This window comes from Streptomyces sp. NPDC001153 (assembly GCF_053598315.1).
Map to the genome: position 1 here is coordinate 56,712 of NZ_JBSFJZ010000032.1, position 22,177 is coordinate 78,888.

At 72.2% G+C, this 22,177-nt stretch carries 15 protein-coding genes and 2 tRNA genes; 12 read left to right on the forward strand and 5 right to left on the reverse strand.

The window, feature by feature from the left end; genetic code table 11:
- Positions 1-17: 17 nt before the first annotated feature.
- On the forward strand, positions 18-1,697 hold the full coding sequence (locus ACWDEN_RS31590) for a long-chain fatty acid--CoA ligase (protein ID WP_351600829.1): 1,680 nt from the start codon (positions 18-20) through the stop codon (positions 1,695-1,697).
- Positions 1,698-1,750: 53 nt separating this feature from the next.
- Here ACWDEN_RS31590 and ACWDEN_RS31595 read toward each other — a convergent pair whose 3' ends face one another.
- Positions 1,751-6,232 (reverse strand): hybrid sensor histidine kinase/response regulator, encoded by a 4,482-nt coding sequence (locus ACWDEN_RS31595; RefSeq protein WP_351600826.1) that lies wholly within the window; start codon positions 6,230-6,232, stop codon positions 1,751-1,753.
- Between the two features lie 388 nt (positions 6,233-6,620).
- Complete coding sequence (locus ACWDEN_RS31600) at positions 6,621-7,091, reverse strand: SSI family serine proteinase inhibitor (RefSeq protein ID WP_450861271.1); 471 nt, start codon at positions 7,089-7,091, stop codon at positions 6,621-6,623.
- Positions 7,092-7,385: 294 nt separating this feature from the next.
- On the opposite strand from ACWDEN_RS31600, the gene ACWDEN_RS31605 reads away from it, so the two are divergent.
- Both ACWDEN_RS31605 and ACWDEN_RS31610 read left to right on the forward strand, forming a co-directional pair.
- Positions 7,386-7,476 (forward strand) — tRNA-Ser (locus tag ACWDEN_RS31605).
- Positions 7,477-7,680: 204 nt separating this feature from the next.
- Positions 7,681-7,753 (forward strand) — tRNA-Arg (locus ACWDEN_RS31610).
- Positions 7,754-7,886: 133 nt separating this feature from the next.
- Here ACWDEN_RS31610 and ACWDEN_RS31615 read toward each other — a convergent pair.
- From ACWDEN_RS31615 to ACWDEN_RS31625, 3 genes are all read right to left on the reverse strand, one after another.
- Positions 7,887-9,845 carry a hypothetical protein gene (locus ACWDEN_RS31615; RefSeq protein ID WP_450861237.1) on the reverse strand — a complete coding sequence of 653 codons (1,959 nt, stop codon included), beginning with the start codon at positions 9,843-9,845 and terminating at the stop codon, positions 7,887-7,889.
- A gap of 305 nt (positions 9,846-10,150) precedes the next feature.
- The gene (locus ACWDEN_RS31620; RefSeq protein WP_351600820.1) at positions 10,151-10,693 is read right to left on the reverse strand and encodes a TNT domain-containing protein; all 543 of its coding nucleotides are present in this window, start codon (positions 10,691-10,693) and stop codon (positions 10,151-10,153) included.
- A gap of 392 nt (positions 10,694-11,085) precedes the next feature.
- Positions 11,086-11,577 (reverse strand): MarR family winged helix-turn-helix transcriptional regulator, encoded by a 492-nt coding sequence (locus ACWDEN_RS31625; RefSeq protein ID WP_450861239.1) that lies wholly within the window; start codon positions 11,575-11,577, stop codon positions 11,086-11,088.
- Between the two features lie 88 nt (positions 11,578-11,665).
- Here ACWDEN_RS31625 and ACWDEN_RS31630 point away from each other — a divergent pair, with 88 nt between their 5' ends.
- The 9 genes from ACWDEN_RS31630 to ACWDEN_RS31670 all read left to right on the forward strand — a co-directional run bounded on the left by ACWDEN_RS31630 (position 11,666) and on the right by ACWDEN_RS31670 (position 22,150).
- A complete protein-coding gene (locus ACWDEN_RS31630) occupies positions 11,666-12,040 on the forward strand; it encodes an HGxxPAAW family protein (RefSeq protein WP_450861241.1) in 375 nt (124 codons plus the stop codon).
- A 66-nt stretch (positions 12,041-12,106) separates the two neighbouring features.
- Entirely contained in the window at positions 12,107-13,078 is a 972-nt protein-coding gene (locus tag ACWDEN_RS31635; RefSeq protein WP_450861243.1) for a BRO-N domain-containing protein, read from the forward strand.
- A gap of 135 nt (positions 13,079-13,213) precedes the next feature.
- Positions 13,214-14,089: a DUF2797 domain-containing protein gene (locus ACWDEN_RS31640; protein WP_450861245.1), complete on the forward strand. Its 876-nt coding sequence runs from the start codon at positions 13,214-13,216 to the stop codon at positions 14,087-14,089.
- Positions 14,090-14,195: 106 nt separating this feature from the next.
- Positions 14,196-14,552: an antibiotic biosynthesis monooxygenase family protein gene (locus ACWDEN_RS31645; RefSeq protein ID WP_450861247.1), complete on the forward strand. Its 357-nt coding sequence runs from the start codon at positions 14,196-14,198 to the stop codon at positions 14,550-14,552.
- A 100-nt stretch (positions 14,553-14,652) separates the two neighbouring features.
- Positions 14,653-15,393 (forward strand): response regulator transcription factor, encoded by a 741-nt coding sequence (locus tag ACWDEN_RS31650; RefSeq protein ID WP_228624329.1) that lies wholly within the window; start codon positions 14,653-14,655, stop codon positions 15,391-15,393.
- Positions 15,390-17,024: a HAMP domain-containing sensor histidine kinase gene (locus ACWDEN_RS31655; RefSeq protein WP_450861248.1), complete on the forward strand. Its 1,635-nt coding sequence runs from the start codon at positions 15,390-15,392 to the stop codon at positions 17,022-17,024. The genes ACWDEN_RS31650 and ACWDEN_RS31655 overlap by 4 nt, the downstream gene beginning before the upstream one ends.
- Before the next feature lie 14 nt (positions 17,025-17,038).
- The gene (locus tag ACWDEN_RS31660) at positions 17,039-18,532 is read left to right on the forward strand and encodes a bifunctional glycosyltransferase family 2/GtrA family protein (RefSeq protein WP_351600801.1); all 1,494 of its coding nucleotides are present in this window, start codon (positions 17,039-17,041) and stop codon (positions 18,530-18,532) included.
- Positions 18,529-20,688, forward strand: a complete 2,160-nt coding sequence (locus ACWDEN_RS31665; RefSeq protein ID WP_351600799.1) for a glycosyltransferase family 39 protein — start codon at positions 18,529-18,531, stop codon at positions 20,686-20,688. Before ACWDEN_RS31660 ends, ACWDEN_RS31665 begins: the two co-directional genes overlap by 4 nt.
- 67 nt (positions 20,689-20,755) lie before the next feature.
- Complete coding sequence (locus tag ACWDEN_RS31670) at positions 20,756-22,150, forward strand: MFS transporter (protein WP_351600796.1); 1,395 nt, start codon at positions 20,756-20,758, stop codon at positions 22,148-22,150.
- Positions 22,151-22,177 lie beyond the last annotated feature (27 nt).

The window sequence follows — 22,177 nt, forward strand, 5'->3', positions numbered from 1 at the left end:
CTACCACCGCGTAGGCAATGTCGCCCCGGGAGGACTCCGTGCTGAGCACCATGCAGGACGTACCGCTGACCGTCACCCGCATCCTGACGCACGGGACGCTGGTGCACGGACGGTCACAGATCATCACCTGGACCGGGGAAACCGAGCCGCAGCGGCGCAGTTTCGCCGAGGCCGGAGTGCGCGCGGTGCAGCTGGCGAACGCCCTGCGCGACGAACTCGGCGTCCGGGGCGACGACCGGGTCGCCACCCTGATGTGGAACAACGCCGAGCACGTCGAGGCCTACTTCGCGATCCCGTCCATGGGCGCGGTGCTGCACACGCTCAATCTGCGGCTGCCCGCCGAGCAGTTGGTGTGGATCGTCAACCACGCGGCCGACAAGGTCGTCATCGTCAACGGCTCCCTGATCCCGCTGCTCGCCCCGCTGCTGCCCAAGCTGCCCACGGTCGAGCACATCGTCGTCTCCGGCCCCGGCGACCGCTCCCCCCTCCAGGGCGCGCACGCCCGGATCCACGAGTACGAGGAGCTGATCGCGGACCGGCCGACCACCTTCGACTGGCCGGAGCTGGACGAACGCCAGGCCGCCGCCATGTGCTACACCTCCGGCACCACCGGCGACCCCAAGGGCGTGGTGTACAGCCACCGTTCGATCTACCTGCACTCCATGCAGGTCAACATGACCCAGTCGATGGGCCTGACCGACCAGGACACCTCGCTGGTCGTCGTTCCCCAGTTCCACGTCAACGCCTGGGGCCTGCCGCACGCCACCTTCATGACCGGCGTCAACATGCTGATGCCGGACCGCTTCCTCCAGCCGGCGCCGCTCGCCGAGATGATCGAACGCGAGAGGCCGACCCACGCCGCGGCCGTCCCGACCATCTGGCAGGGCCTGCTCGCCGAGCTGACCGGCCGGCCCCGCGACGTCTCCTCCCTCACCCAGGTCACCATCGGCGGCTCCGCCTGTCCGCCCTCCCTCATGGAGGCCTTCGACCGGCTCGGCATGCGCGTCTGCCACGCCTGGGGCATGACGGAGACGTCCCCGCTCGGCACGGTCGCCCGTCCCCCGGCCCACGCGGCCGGTACGGACGAGGAGTTCGCCTACCGCCTCACCCAGGGCCGCTTCCCGGCCGGCGTCGAGGCCCGGCTCACCGGCCCCGGCGGCGAACGCCTCCCCTGGGACGGCGAGTCGGCGGGCGAGCTGGAGGTGCGCGGCCCCTGGATCGCCGGCGCCTACTACAACGGCCCCGACGCGGAACCGCTGCGCCCCGCCGACAAGTTCAGCGCGGACGGCTGGCTGAAGACGGGTGACGTCGGCACCATCTCCCCCGACGGCTTCCTCACCCTCACCGACCGCGCCAAGGACGTCATCAAGTCCGGCGGCGAGTGGATCTCCTCGGTGGAGCTGGAGAACGCGCTGATGTCCCACCCGGACGTCACCGAGGCCGCGGTGGTCGCCGTACCCGACGAGAAGTGGGGCGAGCGCCCGCTGGCCACGGTCGTCCTGAAGGAGGGCGCCACCGCCGACTTCGAGACCCTGCGCGCCTTCCTCGCCGAAGAGGGCCGCATCGCCAGGTGGCAGCTGCCCGAGCGCTGGACGATCGTCGAGTCGGTGCCGAAGACCAGCGTGGGCAAGTTCGACAAGAAGGTGCTGCGCAGGCGGTACGCGGACGGGGAGCTGGACGTCACCAGGATCGGCTGACGCCACCGGACGACGGAGCAGCCCCGGGCGCGTGCCAGGGGCTGTTCGTCGTGCTAATTCGTGCCGATCCCGGCCAGCAGGTCCACGATCCGGCTCTGCACCTCCGCGCTGGTCGACCGCTCCGCGAGGAACAGCACCGTCTCGCCCGAGGCCAGCCGGGGCAGGTCGGCCTGGTCGACGGCGGCGGTGTAGACGACCAGCGGGGTGCGGTTGAGCTGCCCGTTCGCGCGCAGCCAGTCGATGATCCCGGTGAACCCGGCCTGCCGCCGCTGCACCTGCATCAGGTCCATCACCACGAGGTTCGGCCGGAACTGCCCCGCCAGCGTCACCGCGTCGTCGTCGCTCGCGGCCCGCGCCACCTGCATCCCGCGCCGCTCCAGCGTCGCCGTCAGCGCCAGCGCGATCTCCGCGTGCTCCTCGATGAGCAGGACCCGCGGCGGATGCTGCTCGCTGTCGCGCGGCGCGAGCGCCTTCAGCAGGACGGCCGGATCGGCGCCGTACGCCGCCTCGCGCGTCGCCTGCCCGAGCCCGGCCGTGACCAGCACCGGCACCTCGGCCGCGACGGCGGCCTGCCGCAGCGACTGCAGGGCCGTACGCGTGATGGGCCCCGTCAGCGGATCCACGAACAGCGCGGCCGGGAACGCCGCGATCTGCGCGTCGACCTCCTCACGGGAGTGCACGATCACCGGCCGGTAGCCGCGGTCGCTCAGCGCCTGCTGGGTCGTCGCGTCCGGCGCGGGCCACACCAGCAGCCGACGCGGGTTGTCCAGCGGCTCCGGCGGCAGCTCGTCGTCGAGCGGCTGCGGCCGCGGGGTGTCCGCGATCTCGATGGCACCCCCGGGGCCGTCCAGCGGCTCGGGCCCCTCGGCGGCGTCGGCGTCCGGCGCGCCTATGGCGTACGACCGTCCCGCGCCCTCGGTGCCCGGGGCGAGCCGCGCCTGACCGGCCAGGGACGGATGCGCGGTCGTCGGCTGTTCGGCCGGCGGATGCGGCCGGCCCGGCTGCTCCGGCTGCTGCTCCGAGCGCTTGGCCGGGTCGGGAGGCGTGCCCAGCTTGCGCCGGCGGCCGGAACCGCCCGGCGCGTGCGGCGGCGGGGTCGCCGTCGGCTGCTGCACCTGAGCGGCCTGCCGCGAGAACGGCACACCCTGACCGAGCGTGCGGACGCTGATCGCCCGCCCCTGCGTCGAGTTCGGGTCGGCCGCGGCACTCTCGACGGGCAACGGCTGCGCGGCCCGCGGCGCCTGGCCCCCGGCGTGCTCCGCGGGGAGCGGGGTACCGGGGGCGGGCGTGCCGGTCTGCGGTACGGGCGTGCCCGCGCCGGAGCCGGCGTCGCCGCCGGGCCACTGCTGGGGCACGCCGGGCGTCTGAACGGCCGTCGGCACCGGTCCGGCACCGGCCGGCGGGGGCACCGTCCGGGCGCTCGGGGTACCACCGGGCGGCGTCGGGGTCGTCGGAACCGGTCGGCCGACGGTGTCGTGCGTCGGCGCGGCGGGGTGCGGTACGGCTGCCTGCGGTACGGCGGCCTGCTGACCGGGCGCGGGGGCACCGGCCGGGGCGCCGGGTGCCGCACCGGGCGTCTGCGCGGGCGTCGCCGCGGGACCGGCCTGGACGGGGATGCCCTGCCCGGCCGTACCCTGCGCCGGAATGCCGTGAACCGGCGTGCCCTGACCGGGAGTCGGCGTCTGCGCCGGGTGCGCTACGGCCTGTCCGGGCGCGGCCTGAGCCGTGGGTGCCGGTGCCGGGCCCGGCTGAGCGGAATCCGCCGGCTGGGCCACGGCGCGGCGGCGCCGGCCGGTCGGCGCGCTGGTCGGATGCGGCTGCGGCGGGGTGTGGTCCGCGGCCTGGTCCATCGGTACGGCGTCGTGCCGGCCGTCGGCACCCGCCGCTGCGGAGGGCGGCAGCTGCGAGGGCACCTGCACCGGACCGGAGGCCTGAGGGGGAACGGGAAGGGGGCCGGCAACCTGCCCAGCACCCGGAACAACACCGGGAACAACACCGGGAACAGCACTCGCACCGGGACCGGCAGGCACACCGGCACCGGGCCCGACGGGCACAGCCGTACCCGGAACGCCACCGGACGCCGGAACCGTGCCCACTCCGCTCGCCGAGTCCGCGGACTGCGGGGTGCGGTCGGCCTCGGCCGGCGGCAGGGCGAAGACCGTACGCGCACCGCCCGCCTCCTGGGCGGCGGCACGTTCCGCCGCGGCGGCCAGCGCACGCCGGCGCCGCCCGGTCGGCTGCCCACCCTCGGCACCCGGAACACCTTCGGCACCCGGAACAGCCTCCGCACCCGGCGTCGGCTCGTTGCCCGCCGCCGGCAGTGCGGGCGGCAGGGCGGCCTGCGGGGCGCCGGAGGCGGGGCGGGCGCGCCGGCCCGTGGGCGCGGGCACGCCCTGCGGCGGAACGGCGGGGCCGAGTCCCGTACGGGAGGCGGCGGCCCCCGCGGCATGCTCGGCAGCGGTCACCACCGCACCCTCGCTCACACCCTCGCTCACAGCCGCGCCGTCACCGGCGCCGCCCTCGGCGGGCCGGCCGCGGCGTCGTCCGGTCCCCCCGGACCCGGCCTCCGCGGCCTCGGCCGGGACCGCGCCGGTCTCCTCGGCGGGCGCGCCGGCCCGCCTGCGGCGGCGCCCGGTCGGCGTGTGCGCGTCGGTTTCACCGGCCGGCCCGGCACCGGGAACGTCGCTGTCCAGGAAGGCGTCGGTGGAGGACCGCCGGGCCCGCCGCCGTCCGCCACCGGCCGCCTGCTCGACGGCACCGGCCTCGGCCACGGCCACCTCACCGGCGCCGGAGCCCTGCACGCCCGCACCCGGCCCGGCGGCCGGGAGCGCGGGGGCGGACACCTGCCCCGCACTCGTACCGTCCACCGTCCCGGCGCCACCGCCGAGCGGCACCTCCAGCACGTACGCGCTGCCGCTCATGCCCGGCACCTCGTGCGTCTGCAGCACGCCGCCGTGGGCCCGTACGATCCCGCGCACGATCGGCTCGTGCACCGGGTCTCCCCCGACATACGGCCCGCGCACCTCGATCCGCGCGACCTCGCCCCGCTGCGCGGCCGCGACCACGACGGTGTTGTCCAGGTAACCGCCCGCGGAGACGGGCGAGTTGCCGGTGGCGTCGACACCGGCGACATCCGCCACCAGATGGGCCAGCGCCGTGGCGAGCCGCTGCGGGTCGACCTCGGCCTCGATGGGCGGCGCGTGCACGGCGAACTGCACCCGCCCCGGACCGATCAGTTCGACGGCCCCCTCCACACCGGCGGCGACGACGGCGTCCAGCAGGACCTTCGTACGGGTGATGTCCTCGGCGCCCGCGTCCAGCCGCTGATACCCGAGGACGTTGTCGATGAGCGTCGTGATCCGCGAATAACCGGCCGAAAGGTGATGCAGGACCTGGTTGGCCTCCGGCCACAGCTGCCCGGCGTCGTCGGCGGCCAGTGCCGCCAGCTCGCGCCGCAGCTCCTCCAGCGGGCCGCGCAGCGACTGCCCGAGCAGGGTCAGCAACTGCTCGTGCCGCCCGGCGAGGGCCTCGTACCGGTCCTTCTCCCGCTCGGCGAGCGCGGCGTACCGCTCCTCGCCGGCCGCCAGCTCCTCCGCGTGCTTCTCGCGCAGCTCCTCGAGCTCGGTGACGTGCTGCTGGCGCAGCGCGGTCAGGTCGGAGGCGTGCTCCTCGGTGAGCCGCTCGACCTCCTCCGCGTGCGCCTTCTCCAGCGCGGCCTTCTCCTCGGCGAGGGCCTCGTAGGCCCGCCGGTCGGCGAAGGTCATCACGGCGCCGACGAGCTGGTCCCCGTCCCGCACGGGGGCGGTGGTCAGATCGACCGAGACCTTCTCGTCCCCCTTGGACCACAGCACCTGCCCGCGCACCCGGTGCTTGCGCCCGGAGCGCAGGGTGTCGGCGAGCGGCGACTCCTCGTACGGGAACGGTGAACCGTCGGCACGCGAGTGCAGCACCAGCGTGTGCAGCTCCTTGCCGCCGAGCTCACCGGCCCGGTAACCCAGTATCTGGGCGGCGGCCGGGTTGACGAGCACGATCCGCCCGCCGGTGTCGGTCCCTACGACACCCTCGGAGGCGGCCCGCAGAATCATCTCCGTCTGCCGCTGCGAGCGCGCCAGCTCGGCCTCGGTGTCGACGGTCCCGGACAGATCCCGGACGACGAGCATGAGCAGCTCGTCACCCGTGTATCCGTAACCGTCGTACGCCTGCTGCCCGTTCTCCAGGTTCGCGCTCGTGACCTCGACGGGGAACTCGGATCCGTCGGTGCGCCGCGCGACCATCCGCGTGGGCTTGGTCCGCCCCTGCGGATCCATGTGGTCGGGCCGCCGCATGGACCCGGGGATCAGCCGTGAGTCGAACTCGGGCAGCAGATCGAGCAGCCCACGCCCCACGAGTGCCGTACCGGGCGCCTCGAAGGCCTCGAGCGCGATGGTGTTGGCGTTGACGACGGTTCCGTTGGCGTTGACCAGGACCAACGCGTCCGGCAGCGCGTCGAGTATGGCTGCGAGGCGAGCAGCGCCTCGGGATGGCCTGCTGCTCACGAGACGCCTTCCTCCCTGTTACCGCATCTTGCCGACCGCTCGGGCCATCTTGCCAACCGGCCCGCGACGTGTCACGCGAGGGAGTCTAAGGGCACACGTTGCGCTCGCGACGCCGGATGAGAGGGAGGTCCCACGACAAAGTGACAACGAACCGGCCACCACCCGCCGCGCCCGGCCTCGGCTTCCCCGAGACCTTCGCGGGACCTTTACGGGACAGGTGATTTCCCCGGGGGAAGCCATCGGCTGCTGGGGTTGGGTCTGGGCCGGGCCGGGGCGGCGCTGGGTCGGGGGCCGGTCGGTCGGTTGGCTGGGGGGATCTCTGGGCCGGAGGGGCGAGGGAGGCCGACGTGGAGGGGCCGACGGGCTGACCGGCCGGCGGGCCCACGGCTCAGGTCGCCGGCCCCGACTTCGGCAGCAGCGGCACCATCCGGTCCCACCGTGCGACCTCGCATCCGTTGCTGCGGTCGTAGGCGGCATCGACGCTGCGTCCGGCCCAGGTGCCGGTCACCCGGGCGGTGGCCGGTCCGCCGTAGAGCATGGTGCAGAGGGTGCCGGGCGCCACCGGGGCGAAGAGGTCCCGCCCCCACGGCGTGTGCTCGTCCAGCACCCGGCAGGCCTCCGAGGCGTCCGGGTGGCTTCCGCCGTCCGGGTGACAGAACAGCTCGTACGTCCCGTCCCACCCGGACCCGGCATGCCGCACGACGACGGTGAGGTGATCACCGGGCCGGTCCTCGGGCCGCACGGGCGGCGGTACGGCGGGGACGGCGACGGCGGGGGCGGCGACGGCGGGGGCGGCGACGGCGGGGGCGGCGACGGCGGGGGCGGCGGGAAGGACAGCCAGGGCGGACACGGCGACCAGGGCGGATGCGCCGGCGAGGACGGACGGGCCACTGCCATGGACATGCCCTCGTCGAGGGACAGTGACCCCCGGATCCCCCTGTGGGGCTCTGTGCCCCTGACCCCGCTGAAGGAAAAAGACCATGCCCTGCCCAACGCTCCGGCCCCCCGGACGTTGCGCCCGCGCCGCGCCGCGCGGAAGCCCTTTGCCCTGCGACCCGACTGCCTAGTACCGTGGGGGGCGATTGGTGACAGGCCGCTCGGCTGTGTCATCATCTGCACGCACCACTCGCGCGCTCGCGTGAGCGGTTGTGCTGGAGGCGTCGCCTAGTCCGGTCTATGGCGCCGCACTGCTAATGCGGTTTGGGCCTTAAAGCCCATCGAGGGTTCAAATCCCTCCGCCTCCGCACCGATCCCGAAGCCCCGGTCCCCAGGACCGGGGCTTCGGCGTTCCCGCCCTCGGTCGCCCCTCGGCCCGCCTGCGGACGTTTCCGCAGGTCACAAGGGGTGTGCCAATCGGATTTCACATGTCGGCGGCAGTCATGTAATGTTCTTCCTGTCGCCGGGACGGGGCCGAAAGGGCCGAAACGGAGACAAGAACAAGAGAACAAGCACTCGTAGCTTAACGGATAGAGCATCTGACTACGGATCAGAAGGTTGCAGGTTCGAATCCTGCCGAGTGCGCAGCATGCCAGAGGCCCTGTGGAGTGATCCACAGGGCCTCTGGCTTTGACAAGGGAAAGCCGGCGGGGATCCCGCATACGGCGATGGCCCGGGGTTTCCCAGGCCATCGCCGTTTCTCAGGAGAGCGTCCGGCTCAGGGCACGTACGACTGCGTGTTGCCGGCCCACAGTGCACCACCCTTGCCGGGTCCGCCGGTGCTGGCGTAGACGACGAAGTTGCCGTCGCTCTGCAGCAGGGCGTAGGCGCCGCTGTGGCCGTTTGTGTGGGTGGACCAGAGCGCGCTGCCGGTGCTCGAGTAGACGACGAGGTTGCCGTCGCTCTGCATGTAGGCGTAGGCGCCGGAGTGGCCGGAGGTGCCGGCGGACCAGATCGCCTTGCCGTCGTGCCTGCGGTAGATCACGAAGTTGCCGTCCGGCTGCATCACCAGGCGGGTGTACTGGGTCTGGGCCCACCAGCCGCCCTGGAGCTTCTGGCCCGAGCCGATCTTCGTCGACCTCGTGTAGGTGCCGTCCGACCAGAGCGAGCCGCCGGTGCCGGGCCCGCCGCCGGAGCCGTAGACCACCATGTTGCCGTCGTCCTGCACCAGGAAGTAGGCGCCGCTGTGGCCATTGGTGTGGGTGGACCAGAGTGCGCTGCCGGTGCTCGAGTAGACGACGAGGTTGCCGTCGCTCTGCATGTAGGCGTAGGCGCCGGAGTGGCCGGAGGTGCCGGTGGACCAGATCGCCGGGCCGCTGCTGCTGGTTCCGTTCGTCTTGAGGTAGGCGACCAGGTTGCCGTCGCTGCCCATCGTGAGTGTGATGTTCGCGCTGCTCAGGCGGTGGCCGGAGGTGAGCTTCCGGCCGGGCTGCAGCGAGTTGACCGTGGTGGCGCCTCCGGTGAAGGCGGTGGCGCCGTTGGGGGTGCCGAGGCCGGTCGGGCCGTCGTAGCCGGTGCCGGCGGTGCACAGGTAGCTCGTCGAGCAGGTGCCGTCGCTGCCCGAGGTGACGTCGTTCAGCGCCGACGTGTGGCCGTAGGGGTACGAGGACGGGTAGCTGTTCGCGGTCGGGGTGCCGGCGAGCGCGTAGGTGGCCGCGATGAGGGGTGAGGAGGCGCTGGTGCCGCCGTAGACGTCCCAGCCGGAGGCGCCGTAGGTGTCGTAGACGGCGACGCCGGTGGCCGGGTCGGCGACCGCGGAGACGTCGGCGACGGTGCGCTTGCTGCAGCCGGTGTCGGACTGCCAGGTGGGCTTTGCCTCGTCGGCGGAGCAGCCGGCCCCGGTCCCGTCGGTGCTGTCGTTGGACCAGACAGACTCGCTCCAGCCGCGGGTGTTGCCCGCACGGCTGAGGGAGGTGCCGCCGACCGCGGTGACGTAGGGGGAGGAGGCCGGGTACTGGACGCCGTAGCCGCTGTCTCCCGCGCTGACGGTGATGGCCACGCCGGGGTGGTTGAAGTACTGGACGTCGGCGGTGGTCTCGGTCGGGTCCTCGGGGCCGCCGAAGGAGTTGGAGACGTACTTCGCGCCGAGGGCGACCGCCTCGTTCTCGGCCGTGCCGATGTCCGCCATACCCGTGGAGGAGGCCTCGACGAGCAGGATGTGGCACTGCGGGCAGGCGGCACTGACCATGTCGAGGTCGAGAGAGATCTCGCCGGCCCAGCCGGAGTCCGCGCTCGGGTAGGTGGTGCCGCCGGTCTGGTTCACCTTCTTGAAGCAGCCGTTGGCCGTGGTGCAGGCGGGGAGGCCGTACTGGGACCGGTAGGCGGCGAGGTCGGACTCGGCGTTGGGGTCGTCCATGGCGTCGACGATCGCGACCGTGCGGCCCGAACCGGCCGTGGAGGACGGCAGGTTGTAGGCGCTCTGCAGGTCCGAGGGGCCGTAACCGGACGGAGTGGCGTCCGGGCTGACGGTCAGGTGCTGAACGACGTCGGTGCGGGCCTCTGCGAGGCACGCCACGTGCCCCGGCGTGGTGGCGTGGGCGCACAGGTGTTTGACATGGGGCGCCCCGGTGGCCGACGGTGCGGCGGACGCGGTGGCCGTGAGCCATCCGGTCGATATGAGCGCCGTGGTGGACAGCAGGGCGGCGGTGGATGCCGCCCGACGTCTCCTTGAGAGCAAGAAAATGCCCTTCTTGTGGTGGTGGCGATGGGGACCGAGTGGTCTGCCCATGACAGTGGGATGCTGCCGATCAACGCCGATGCGAGATCCGCAGATGGGGGGGCGCAGGAACGCTAGCCACGCCGCCGACCACGAACAACGCGGAACAGGTAAAGCCTTGATCAGAGTTGCTCGGCCGCCCACGCAGAACGCTCGGCTGGGAGACCCCGGCCGAGCGTCTGTCCAAGCTGCTCGCGGCTTGATCAACTCACCGCGGTGTTGCTACGACCCCTGGAATTCGCCGTCCCGACGTGCTGCGGCCGGTCCTACGACCTCGGGGTGATGTCGGCCAGGTACCCCGCGGTGACCAGGTCGGAAACCTTGGTGCTCGTCATGAACTGCTCGCCGAGTCCCTCCTGGCCGAACCAGGGCCGGATGGGGCCGGCCTCGACCGTGAACGGCTTGGTGACGCGGTAGAGGTGGTAGTTGAAGGCAGGCGCCTTCGGGTTGTACTCGTCCAGGTTGTTCGGCGGGATGGCGCGCTTCGTGTACGGCGTGCCCTCCGGCGCCAGGAAGAAGCCGGTGCCGGTGCCGAAGAGGTCGACCCGTTTGCCCACCCGGAGGGTTTTCGGCGACTCGACCGGACGGCCGTGGCGGAGCACGAAGCCGTTGTTGTCCGGGTACCACCAGCCGGACTGGTTCTGCTGGTTGGTCTGCCAGTAGCAGCCGAGGAACCAGTACTGCGACGTGTGGTCCTGCGGGCGGTAGCCCCGGAGCATCCGCCCGATGGGGCCGCTCTTCGGGAGGCGGCGGGGGCCCAGCCGCCAGTCGCCGCGGTAGTACTTCTGCAGCCCCGTCGGCGGTGCCATCGTGGTGCTGGCCGTCCGATGGGTGCTCGGGCAGTCGTGGTGTCCGTTTCTGGAGTGTGCCCCGGCGGCCTGGACGGGTGCCGGGGCGATTCCGATCAGAAGGAGTGAAGACGCAAGAGCGCTCCACAGGAAACGTCGCAGTGCGCGCATCCGAGTCCCTTCTCTTCCCTTCTCTTCCGGTCTCCCGGCGCCGGCGGGCACCGGGTACGCGGGCAGGCGTGTCTGGTCGCCGCGAGAAGGGGTGCATCGAGTAGGTCCCCGCAGCGCGGCACGGTGCAGTCAATGCGTGCCGAACGAACAGCGGAGCGAGGTGGCACGGGCAGGTCGCCCGGGCGGCGCAACGGAACGCCTCGGACAGCCGAGCAGACAGGATCCGGCCCCGGTGCGAGGGCTCAGCACTCCTCGTCGGGGTCGTTCCGGTTCAGCTTCTCCAGGTACTCGTGCGCCAGGGCCGTGGCCCGGGTGAACCAGTCGGTGATGACCGCCAGTTCGTCGGCGGAGTAGTCGGAGAACAGGTCCGTCAGGCGTTTGTAGTGGCTTGCGTACACCGCCGCCACGCGGGTGACGGCATCCGGTACGGCGGCCACGCGGACTCGGCGGCGGTCCGTGGGGTCGGGGCGGCGGGTGACGTAGCCGGCGCGTTCCAGGCGGTTGAGGATGCCGGTCACCGCGCCGGTGGTCACGTGGGCGCGGGCGGCGAGGTCACCGGCCGTCAGCAGGTCGTCGCCGGCCTCCAGGACGAAGGCGAAACAGGTCAGGTCCGTGACGTTCAGGCCCAGCCGCCGGGCCAGCTCCTGCTGTCCGATCAGGTGGGCGGCGATGAGGTGGTCCATCGCCGACAGCGCCTGGGCCGGAGTGGCGGGTGGTCGCGGCGTGCCGTGCATCTTTCGGAATCCCTTAGCTCGTGAGATATTCGGTTGAGAAACGTCTTAGCTCGTGAGGGAATCTGAGTCTCGTTCCCGGAGGTGCTGTATGAGTCTGTACGACGAGGGGCACACGGTCGCCGGCTGGACCGGCTTCGGCATCGCGACGGTGGGCAGCGGTGTCGTGGGGCTGGGAGTGTGCAGGGCCTCGCTGCCGCTGGTCACGGGCGGGCTCACCGTCGTGGCCGTGAGCGTTCTGGTGACGTGGGTCCTGCATCTCGCCGGCTGGGGCAAGCCGCCGGGGGTGCGGCCGCGGCGGGACTGGGGGATGCGGGTACGGGACGCGCAGGCTCGGGAGGGGCATCCGGGGTGCGTCAGCTGCCGGCTGGCGGGGCGGGGGCGCCGGGCTGTGACGGTGGCGGTGGCTGCGGGGGCGGGGCGGCCCACGGGTGTCGAATCGATACCTCTGTCACCTATCGAGTGAATGTGCCCTCGGCGAACGGAAGTTGGTGATCGCCGTCTCTAGCTTCCGGGGTGGAGGTGATGCTCGATGTACGAGCAGAACGACACTCCGTCGGAGCAGCCGACGGGGCGCAAGCAGGACGCGATCGACGTCAACGACTTTGTCTTCGCGGCCACGGGGGCGCGGGTGCGGAGGCTGACCACGCCGGAGGGGGAGCACTGGTTTCCGGCGGTGGACGTCGCCGCCCATCTCGGGTACGCAAACACGCGGCAAGCCTTGGGTCTGCACGTCTCCGTAAACTGGCAGAGCAGTCTCCGTGAGATTGCGCAAGGCGTCTATACAGCAGACACTTTGAGCAAACTCGCAGGTCACAGGCTTCAGCGCTCGATGAAACTGGTGAACCTCAAGGGGCTGATCCAGCTCGTCAACGGCTGCACCAAGCCCGAGTGCGCCCCCTTCAAGGAATGGGTCAGCGAGGTCATCGAGACCCTTCAGCGCGACGGCACCTACACCCTCGACCCCGCCCCCGTGCAACCCGCTCCGCACGGCGGCACCGCCTACCTCATGCCCGAACAGGTCGCCGACGCGATCGTCCGGCTGGAGGAGCGGAACATCCGGGCGGACGAGGCCCTGGCCGTCGCGCAGATCGAGCAGATCGAGGAGATGCGCCGCACCAACGACCACCTCGCCGTCCTCACTGACCGCGTAGGCGGTGTGCAGCACGTGCTCGGTCGTATCGCCGACACCCTCGACCTCATCGCCGACCGTATGCGGCCCCCCGCCCCGGCACCGCCCCGCCCGCCCATCACCCCCCAGCAGCTCCTCGCCACCTGGCGGGCGAAGAACCTGGTCGTCACCGAGGACGTGCACGCCGTCGCCGCGTATCTCGCTCCGGCGCTGGTGCGCGGGCCGGCGCACTGCCGGCTGGAGGAGGTCGCGGAGCGCACGGGGCTCACGCTCGACCGGGTCCATGACTGCCTGCGCATGCTGATCAAGCGGGGGTGCGTGCGGCAGACGGGGGTCGCGGCGGAAGGGGTGCCGGTGTACGTGCTGCCGTAGGACACGCGCCGTGGCGCACCCACGCAGACAGGCCCGAAGTCGCAAAAAGAGGTTGCGGCTTCGGGCCTTCGGTCACCCTACGCTTCTTCGCCGCCCGGAACCCGTTGTCAGACCCAGGCCATACCCTCAAGAGTGATGGCACAGGTGTGGAAATGCTCGGGGCTCCGCTGGTCGCCGGCCGGACCGGCGCTGGTGTGGGACGGCGGGCGGCGCAGTGCGCTGCCGTGGGGGAAGCGGGTCGGCTTCGCCGTGCCGGAGGGGAGCGCCCGGCAGTGTGTGGGGGCGCGCGGGCATGCCTGCCCCACCCGTGCTGCCGTGCCGGGGCGGAGCACGGGCGCCCGGTGCGAGGAGTGTGCGCGGCTGGACCGGGCGCACTCCGTGGCCGCCGACACGATCGCCGACGACCCGCGGCCGTACCGGGTGTATCTGGCGTGGTTCGGGCCCGGCATGGTGAAGGTCGGGATCACCGCGGTCGAGCGGGGCTCCGCCCGGCTGCTGGAGCAGGGTGCCGTCTGTTTCAGCTGGCTCGGCACCGGCCCGCTGATGGCCGCCCGGCGCACCGAGGAGCTGCTGCGGGCCGCGCTCCAGGTGCCGGACCGGATTCCGTACGCCGAGAAGCGGGCGGTGCGGTCGGCGTTGCCGGGGACCGGGGAGGAGCGTGCGGCTCAGGTGCGGGAGCTGCATGCGCGGGCCGTGGCGCTCAGTGGGTGGCCGGAGTCGCTGCGGCCGGAGCCTTGTGAAGTGGTCGATCACGCGGGGGTGTTCGGGCTTGCCGGGGTTCCCTCCGCCCTCGGGGAGGTGGTGGAGCTCGTCCCGGGGGGCCGCGTGAGCGGTGAGCTGGTCGCGGCCGCCGGGCCCGATCTGCATCTGGCGGCCGGCGGGCGCGGGGTGGTCGTGCTCGACACACGGCTGATGACCGGCTGGGAGCTGGTGTCCCCGGGTGGGGCGATGGCCGCCGGACTCACCTTTCCGCTGCGGGAGTTCAGGCACCCGCAGGAGGGACTGTTCTGAGGGCGGCGAGGCGTGGGCCGGCGTGGGCAAAGACTCGGATCCCGTACGGATCCCTTTCGGCAAGGGCCATGGACGCCGAACAGGCCCGCGGCCGACCGTGGTTGCCATGAGCGATCAGACAGACACCCCTGTACGGCCCGCCTCCCTCCCCGAACCCCCTTACTACGCCGTGGTCTTCACCTCGGCCCGTACCGAGGACGACCCCGACGGATACCGGCGCACCGCCGAGGACCTCTCCCGGCTCGTCCGCGCGGTCCCCGGCTTCCTCGGTGAGGACTTCGCCCACACTCCCGGCGGACTCGCGATCTCCGTCGCCTACTTCCGGGACCTCGCCGGGATCGAGCGGTGGCGGGATCACCCGGCGCACCTCGCGGCCAAGCGGCGCGGCCGGGAGCGCTGGTACGAGCGGTACGCGATCCACATCGCCAGGGTCGAGCACGCGGGCGGCTTCGCGCGGGGGTGAGTGTTTCCCAGGGGCTGCCTGAGAGACGCCTGTGTGTTTCTCAGGCAAATCACAGATGGGGGAAAGCCTCTTCTCAGAGGACCCCGACAAGGTGTGCACCATGACCACGACCTCGCCCCAGGGGCGCACCGAACTGCTGAGGCCGGACGGGAGCCCCGTCCGAGTGCTTGTGGTGGACGACGAGTTGTCGATCACCGAACTGCTGAGCATGGCCCTTCGTTATGAGGGCTGGCAGATCAGGAGTGCGGGGGACGGACAGGGAGCCGTACAGACCGCCCGTGAGTTCCGGCCCGACGCCGTCGTGCTGGACATGATGCTGCCCGACATGGACGGGCTGACCGTCCTCGGGCGGCTGCGGCGCGAACTGCCGGACGTGCCCGTGCTCTTCCTGACCGCCAAGGACGCGGTGGAGGACCGTATCGCCGGGCTCACCGCCGGCGGCGACGACTACGTCACCAAGCCGTTCAGCCTGGAGGAGGTCGTGGCGCGGCTGCGGGGGCTCATCCGGCGGTCCGGGGCCGCCGACCGGCGTTCCGACTCCGTGCTCGTGGTCGGAGACCTGACGCTCGACGAGGACAGCCACGAGGTGTCGCGGGCCGGGGAGTCCATCCATCTCACCGCCACCGAGTTCGAGCTGCTGCGCTTCCTCATGCGCAACCCGCGGCGGGTGCTCAGCAAGGCGCAGATCCTGGACCGGGTGTGGTCGTACGACTTCGGCGGGCAGGCCAACGTCGTCGAGCTGTACATCTCCTATCTGCGACGGAAGATCGACGCGGGGCGCGAGCCGATGATCCACACCCGGCGCGGGGCGGGTTATCTGATCAAGCCCGCCGTGTCATGAGTGGGCGGCGACGGCCTGGTCCGCAGCAACGCCAGAGGCGGCAGGGGCGACGGGCCGGACAGCCGCGCACGCTGCGGGCGCGGCTCGTCGTCGCTTCCGTGGTGCTGATCGCCATCGTGTGTGCGGTGATCGGGACGGTGACGACGCTGGCGCTGCGGACTCATCTGTACGACCAGCTGGACGGGCAGCTGCGTGAGGCCGCGGCGCGTGCGTCGGGCGACTTCGCGCCGCCCGGCCCGGACAGGGACGCCGGCCTGCCCGGCCAGGTCATGCAGCAGAACCCACGCCGCAAGGTGACCGACCTCAGCGAGTTCGTCAAGCACGGCCCCCAGCCCAGCGGCACGGTCGCGGCCACCGTCGTGGGCGGCTCCGTCACCGAAGGCAAGGTCGGCAAGAAGTCCACGTCGACGTTCGACATGAGCGCCAAGGACCTCAACGACGCCCAGAAGACCGCCCTCGGCGAGGTCGCCCAGGACGGCAAGGCGCACAGTACGGAGCTTCCGGGGCTGGGCACGTACCGCGTCCAGTACAAGAGCGGCTACTACGTCGGCCTCCCCACCGCGGAGGCCGACGGCACCATCAACACCCTGATCCTCGTCGAGATCAGCGTCACCGCCGCCGGTCTCATCGCCGCCACCCTCGCCGGGACGGTCATCGTCGGCGTCGCCACCCGCCCCCTGCGCAAGGTCGCCGCCACCGCCACCCGGGTCTCCGAACTCCCGCTGCACACGGGCGAGGTGAACCTCAGCGAGCGGGTCCCGGAGTCCGAGTGCGACCCGCACACCGAGGTCGGCCAGGTCGGTGCCGCGCTGAACCGGATGCTCGACCATGTGCACGGCGCCCTGCACGCCCGGCAGCAGAGCGAGATGCGGGTACGGCAGTTCGTCGCCGACGCCAGCCATGAGCTGCGCACCCCGCTCGCGTCCATTCGCGGGTACGCGGAACTCACGCGACGGGGGCGGGAACAGGTCGGGCCCGACACCCGGCACGCCCTCGGCCGGATCGAGTCCGAGGCGGGCCGGATGACCCTCCTGGTCGAGGATCTCCTCCTGCTCGCCCGCCTCGACGCCGGGCGGCCGCTGCAGTTCGAGCAGACCGATCTCATCCCGCTGGTCGTGGACACGGTCAGCGACTCCCGCGCGGCCGGCATGGACCACAACTGGCGCCTCGATCTGCCCGACGAACCCGCTCTGGTGTCGGCGGACGCGGCACGCATCCAGCAGGTGCTGGTCAACCTGCTCGGCAACGCCCGCAAGCACACCCCGCCCGGTACGACCGTCACCGCGCGCGTCCAGCGGCGCGGGCCGTGGATGTGCGTCGACGTCGAGGACAACGGGCAGGGCATCCCGCCGGACCTGCTGCCGCACGTCTTCGAGCGGTTCGCGCGCGGCGACTCCGCGCGCTCCAGGGCCACCGGGTCGACGGGCCTGGGGCTCGCCATCGTGCAGGCGGTCGCGGCCGCGCACGGCGGTGCCGTCACCGTCGACAGCGTTCCGGGGCGGACCGTGTTCACCGTGCATCTGCCCGCGCTCGTCCCCGTCGCCGCAGCGCGGCCCGCGCCGGAGACCGACCGGCAGTCGCACTCACAGGCACAGCACAGTGCCACCACATGGGTGCAACAGGGGGTTTGAGTTGAGTCGGTGCCATGCGAACCGACTCTTCTCCCGGCACTCTGCCGGCGCGGGAGCACCTCCCGGCCGGAGACGCCGGTACGCCTGTCCTGGACGTAGTGGTCCCCGTCTACAACGAGGAGAAGGACCTCCAGCCGTGCGTCCGCAGACTGCACGAGCACCTCACGCGCACCTTCCCGTACGCCTTCCGCATCACGATCGCGGACAACGCGTCCACGGACACCACCCCGCAGGTGGCGGCGCGGCTGGAGGCGGAGCTCCCCGAGGTCACCAACTTCCGCCTGGAACACAAGGGCCGGGGCCGGGCCCTCAGGACCGTGTGGTCCGCGTCCGAGGCGCCGGTCCTGGCCTACATGGACGTCGACCTGTCCACCGACCTCAACGCCCTGCTGCCGCTGGTGGCGCCTCTGATCTCCGGCCACTCGGACCTCGCGATCGGCTCCCGGCTCGCCCGCACCTCCCGGGTGGTGCGCGGCCCCAAGCGGGAGCTCATCAGCCGGGCCTACAACCTGATCCTGCGCGGCTCGCTGCAGGCCCGGTTCTCCGACGCCCAGTGCGGGTTCAAGGCGATCCGGCGCGATGTGGCCCAGGTGCTGCTGCCGCTGGTGGAGGACACCGGCTGGTTCTTCGACACCGAGATGCTGGTGCTCGCCGAGCGGGCGGGGCTCCGCATTCACGAGGTGCCGGTCGACTGGGTCGACGACCCCGACTCCACCGTGCACATCGTGAAGACCGCCACCGACGACCTCAGGGGCGTCTGGCGGGTCGGCAAGGCGCTGGCCGGCGGTTCGCTGCCGCTGGACCGGCTCACCCGGCCCTTCGGCGACGACCCGCGCGACCGTGAACTCACCAACGTCCCCACGGGACTTGCCCGTCAGCTCGTCGGCTTCTGCGTGGTCGGCGGCCTGTCCACCCTCTTCTACCTCCTCCTCTACAGCGTCTTCCGGCAGTTCTCCGGCTCCCAGATCGCCAACGCGCTCGCCCTGCTGGTCTCCGCGGTCGCCAACACGGCCGCCAACCGCCGGCTCACCTTCGGGGTGCGCGGCCGGGGCGGCGCCGTACGGCACCAGGCGCAGGGCCTGGTCGTCTTCGGCATCGGCCTCGCGCTGACCAGCGGCTCGCTGGCCGCCCTGAACGCGGCCGGCTCCAGCCCGGCGCACTCCACCGAACTGGCGGTGCTCATCGCCGCCAACCTCGCCGCGACGGTGCTGCGGTTCCTGCTCTTCCGCGCCTGGGTGTTCCCGGACCGCGGCGAGTCCGGCCCCGGTCCGACGGCCGTCGCCTCCCACCCCCTCTCCTCGCCGACCTACAGCACGAGCACGACCCCGCCGCAGGGCACGGCCGCCCCGTACGCATCGCTGCCCCAGCGCCCGGTGCCGTACCAGCAGCCGTATCCGACGGCCGCCCAGGTCCGCGCCGGTGATGCCGCGGACGGCAGCTGGAGGGACGCCACCATGCGACCGCAGCCGGTGCGCCCTCACGACACCGACCCGGGGGACCCCCGATGACCGCGCACCACGACCAGCAGGCCGCCCGGCAGAGCGGTACGGCCGTATGGGGGCCGCCCCCGGCCGCTCCCCCGCGGGCCCCCGAGTCCGGCGATCCGAGGCAGCCGATCCGCCGCAGACTGTGGCGCGGCCGGCCCGAGGACCCCCGCTGGGTGCGCCCGGCCTTCCTCGGCCTGCTGGCCGCCACCCTCCTGCTCTACCTGTACGACCTCAGCGCCTCCGGCTACGCCAACTCCTTCTACTCGGCGGCGGTGCAGGCGGGCAGCACGTCCTGGAAGGCGTTCTTCTTCGGCTCGCTGGACGCGGGCAACGCCATCACCGTCGACAAGCCGGCGGCCTTCCTGTGGCCGATGGAGCTGTCGGTGAGGATCTTCGGCCTCAACTCCTGGGCGATCCTCACCCCCGAGGTCCTCATGGGCGTCGGCACGGTCGCGGTCGTCCACGCGGCCGTGCGGCGCCGGTTCAGCCCGGCCGCGGGACTGATCGCGGGCGCGGTGCTCGCGCTCACCCCGGTCGCCGCGCTGATGTTCCGGTTCAACAACCCGGACGCGATGCTGGCCCTGCTGATGGCACTGGCCTGCTACTTCGTCGTACGGGCGGTGGAGGACGGCCGGACGAAGTGGCTGGTGTGGGCCGGGGTCGCGATCGGCTTCGCCTTCCTCGCCAAGACGCTGCAGGCCTTCCTGATCCTGCCGCCGCTGGCGATCGTCTACGCCGTCTGCGGCCCGGTGCGGCTGCGCCGGCGCCTGGTCCAGCTGGGCCTGGCCACCGTCGCGCTCGTGGTCTCCGGCGGCTGGTGGGTCGCGGTCGTCGAGCTGTGGCCGGCCTCCTCGCGCCCCTACATCGGCGGTTCGCAGAACAACAGCTTCCTGGAGCTGACCTTCGGCTACAACGGCCTCGGCCGCATCAACGGCGACGAGACCGGCAGCGTCGTCCCCGGCGGCAACGGCAACAACGGCGGGGGCGGGATGTGGGGCGCCACCGGCTGGGACCGGATGTTCAACGCCGAGATCGGCAGCCAGATCTCCTGGCTGCTCCCGGCCGCGCTGATCCTGCTGGCCGCGGGCCTGTGGGCGACGCGGAAGCTGAGCCGTACGTCCGTCACGCGGGCCTCGTTCCTGGTGTGGGGCGGCTCGCTGCTGATCACCCTGGTGGTCTTCAGCTACATGGCGGGCATCTTCCACCAGTACTACACGGTGGCGCTCGCGCCGTACCTCGCGGCCGTCGTCGGCATGGGCGCGGGGCTGCTGTGGGAGCGGCGCAAGGAGACCTGGGCGTCGATCACCCTGGCCGCGTCCGTGGTGGCCGCGGCCGCCTGGGGATACGTCCTGCTCAACCGCACCTCGACGTATCTGCCCTGGCTGAAGTGGCTGGTCCTGATCGGCGGGACGGCGGCCGCGCTGGGCCTGGTCTTCGCCGGCCGGATCTCCCGGCGGCCGGCCCTCGGGGCGGCGGCGGTGGGCCTGGTGGCCGCGCTCGCCGGTCCGGCGGCGTACACCCTCAGTACGGTGGACTCCGCGCACACCGGCTCCATCCCGACGGCCGGTCCTGCGGGCGCGAGCATGATGGGCTTCGGCGGCGGCCGGGGGCCCGGAGGCGGGATGCGCGGCGGGTTCGGCGGCGGTGGCATGCCGGGGCGGCCGGGGCAGCAGAACGGCCAGGGCCGACAGGGACAGCAGCCGGGGCAGCAGAACGGCAACGGCTTCCCGGGCGGCGGCTTCGGCGGCGGTGTGCCGGGCCGGATGGGCGAGGGCGGCATGGGCGGTGGCGGTGGCGCCGGCGGCCTGGTGAACGGCGCGAACGTCTCCTCCGCCGCCAGGGAGCTCCTGGCCGAGGGCGCCTCGAAGTACACCTGGGTGGCCGCTTCCGTCGGTTCGCAGAACGCGGCCGGCTACCAACTGGCCACCGGTGACCCGGTGATGGCGATCGGCGGCTTCAACGGCACCGACCCGTCCCCGACGCTTGCGCAGTTCGAGAAGTACGTGGCGGAAGGAAAGATCCACTACTTCATCGCCGGCGGAGGCATGGGCGGGGGCATGGGCGGCAGCGGCAGCGGTACGTCGTCCCGGATCACCTCGTGGGTCGAGAGCAACTTCAAGAAGGTGACGGTCGGTTCGGCCACCTTCTACGACCTCACCCAGAAGAAGAGCGGCTGACAGGCGGAATCAGGCTGGCAGAAGAACCTGTCGTACACCGTATAGGAGTCGCTATACGGTGTACGACATGTCTGCTTCCCAAGGCCACCCCCAGCGCTGGGTGATCCTCGGCGTGATCTGTCTCGCCCAGCTCACCGTCCTGCTCGACAACACCGTCCTGAACGTGGCCATCCCCTCGCTCACCCGCGAGCTGCACGCGGCCACCTCCGACATCCAGTGGATGATCAACGCCTACTCCCTGGTGCAGTCCGGCCTCCTGCTCACCGCCGGCAGCGCCGCCGACCGCTACGGCCGCAAGAAGATGCTCATCGCGGGGCTCGCCCTGTTCGGCATCGGCTCGCTGGTGGCCGGACTCGCGGACTCCACCGGCCAGTTGATCGCCGCGCGCGCCGGCATGGGCATCGGCGGCGCGCTGCTGCTCACCACCACGCTCGCCGTGGCCATGCAGATCTTCACGCCCGAGGAGCAGCCGAAGGCGATCGGCATCTGGAGTGCGGTCGCCGCGCTCGGCTTCGCGGCGGGCCCGCTCATCGGAGGGTTCGTGCTGAACCACTTCTGGTGGGGCGCGATCTTCCTGATCAACATCCCGGTCGCGGCGCTGGGCCTGGTCGCGGTGGCGGCCCTGGTGCCGGAGTCGAAGAGCCCGCGCGGCGACCGGCCGGACCTGCTCGGCGCGCTGCTGTCCACCATCGGCATGGCCTCGCTCGTCTTCGCGATCATCTCCGGCCCCCACCACGGCTGGACCTCGGCGCGGGTGCTGGGCACGGCCGCCGTCGCGGTGGTGGTGCTCGGTGTCTTCGCCTGGTGGGAGAGCCGCGCCGGCGAGCCGATGCTCGACGTCCGCTTCTTCCAGGACCGGCGGTTCACGGGTGCGGTGGCCGGGGCCGTCCTCATCACCTTCGGCATGGGAGGGGCGCTGTTCCTGCTGACCCAGCATCTGCAGTTCGTGCTCGGCTACGGGCCGCTGGAGGCGGGCCTGCGGACCGCTCCGCTGGCCCTGACCGTGGTGCTGCTCAACTTCACGGGGCTGTCGGCGAAGTGGTCCGGGCGGCTGGGTACGCCGGTGTCCGTCGCGCTCGGGATGGTGCTGATGTCGTCCGGGCTGGTGGCCATCGCGGTCGCCTCCGGCGGTTACGCCGGGTTGCTGCTCGGGCTGGTGCTGATCGGGGCGGGGTGCGCTGTCGCCAACCCGGCGATGGCGCACGCCATCATGAGCGCGATCCCTCCGGAGAAGGCGGGGGTGGGGGCCGGTATCAACGGCACCCTCGCCGAATTCGGCAACGGGCTCGGTGTGGCCGTGCTGGGTGCCGTGCTCAGCTCTTCCGTGGCCTCGGGGGAGTCGTTGTCGGCCGGCCTCGGGTCTGGTCAGTTGGTGGGTGCGATTGCCGTGCTGCTGGGTGGGTTCGTGGCAGCGGGGCTGCTTCGGCGGGCCGAGCGGAAGGTCGCCCGGGAGCTCGGGTGATATGGGTATGTGAGCGGAGTCGAGAAA

Bases quoted from the DNA above. Each gene is read 5' to 3' on its own strand.
- ACWDEN_RS31590 (WP_351600829.1), top strand. From the start codon at position 18: ATGTCGCCCCGGGAGGACTCCGTGCTGAGCACCATGCAGGACGTACCG.
- ACWDEN_RS31620 (WP_351600820.1), bottom strand. From the start codon at position 10,693: ATGGCACCGCCGACGGGGCTGCAGAAGTACTACCGCGGCGACTGGCGG.
- ACWDEN_RS31625 (WP_450861239.1), bottom strand. From the start codon at position 11,577: ATGCACGGCACGCCGCGACCACCCGCCACTCCGGCCCAGGCGCTGTCG.
- ACWDEN_RS31630 (WP_450861241.1), top strand. From the start codon at position 11,666: ATGAGTCTGTACGACGAGGGGCACACGGTCGCCGGCTGGACCGGCTTC.
- ACWDEN_RS31635 (WP_450861243.1), top strand. From the start codon at position 12,107: ATGTACGAGCAGAACGACACTCCGTCGGAGCAGCCGACGGGGCGCAAG.
- ACWDEN_RS31640 (WP_450861245.1), top strand. From the start codon at position 13,214: ATGGCACAGGTGTGGAAATGCTCGGGGCTCCGCTGGTCGCCGGCCGGA.
- ACWDEN_RS31645 (WP_450861247.1), top strand. From the start codon at position 14,196: ATGAGCGATCAGACAGACACCCCTGTACGGCCCGCCTCCCTCCCCGAA.
- ACWDEN_RS31650 (WP_228624329.1), top strand. From the start codon at position 14,653: ATGACCACGACCTCGCCCCAGGGGCGCACCGAACTGCTGAGGCCGGAC.
- ACWDEN_RS31655 (WP_450861248.1), top strand. From the start codon at position 15,390: ATGAGTGGGCGGCGACGGCCTGGTCCGCAGCAACGCCAGAGGCGGCAG.
- ACWDEN_RS31660 (WP_351600801.1), top strand. From the start codon at position 17,039: ATGCGAACCGACTCTTCTCCCGGCACTCTGCCGGCGCGGGAGCACCTC.
- ACWDEN_RS31665 (WP_351600799.1), top strand. From the start codon at position 18,529: ATGACCGCGCACCACGACCAGCAGGCCGCCCGGCAGAGCGGTACGGCC.
- ACWDEN_RS31670 (WP_351600796.1), top strand. From the start codon at position 20,756: ATGTCTGCTTCCCAAGGCCACCCCCAGCGCTGGGTGATCCTCGGCGTG.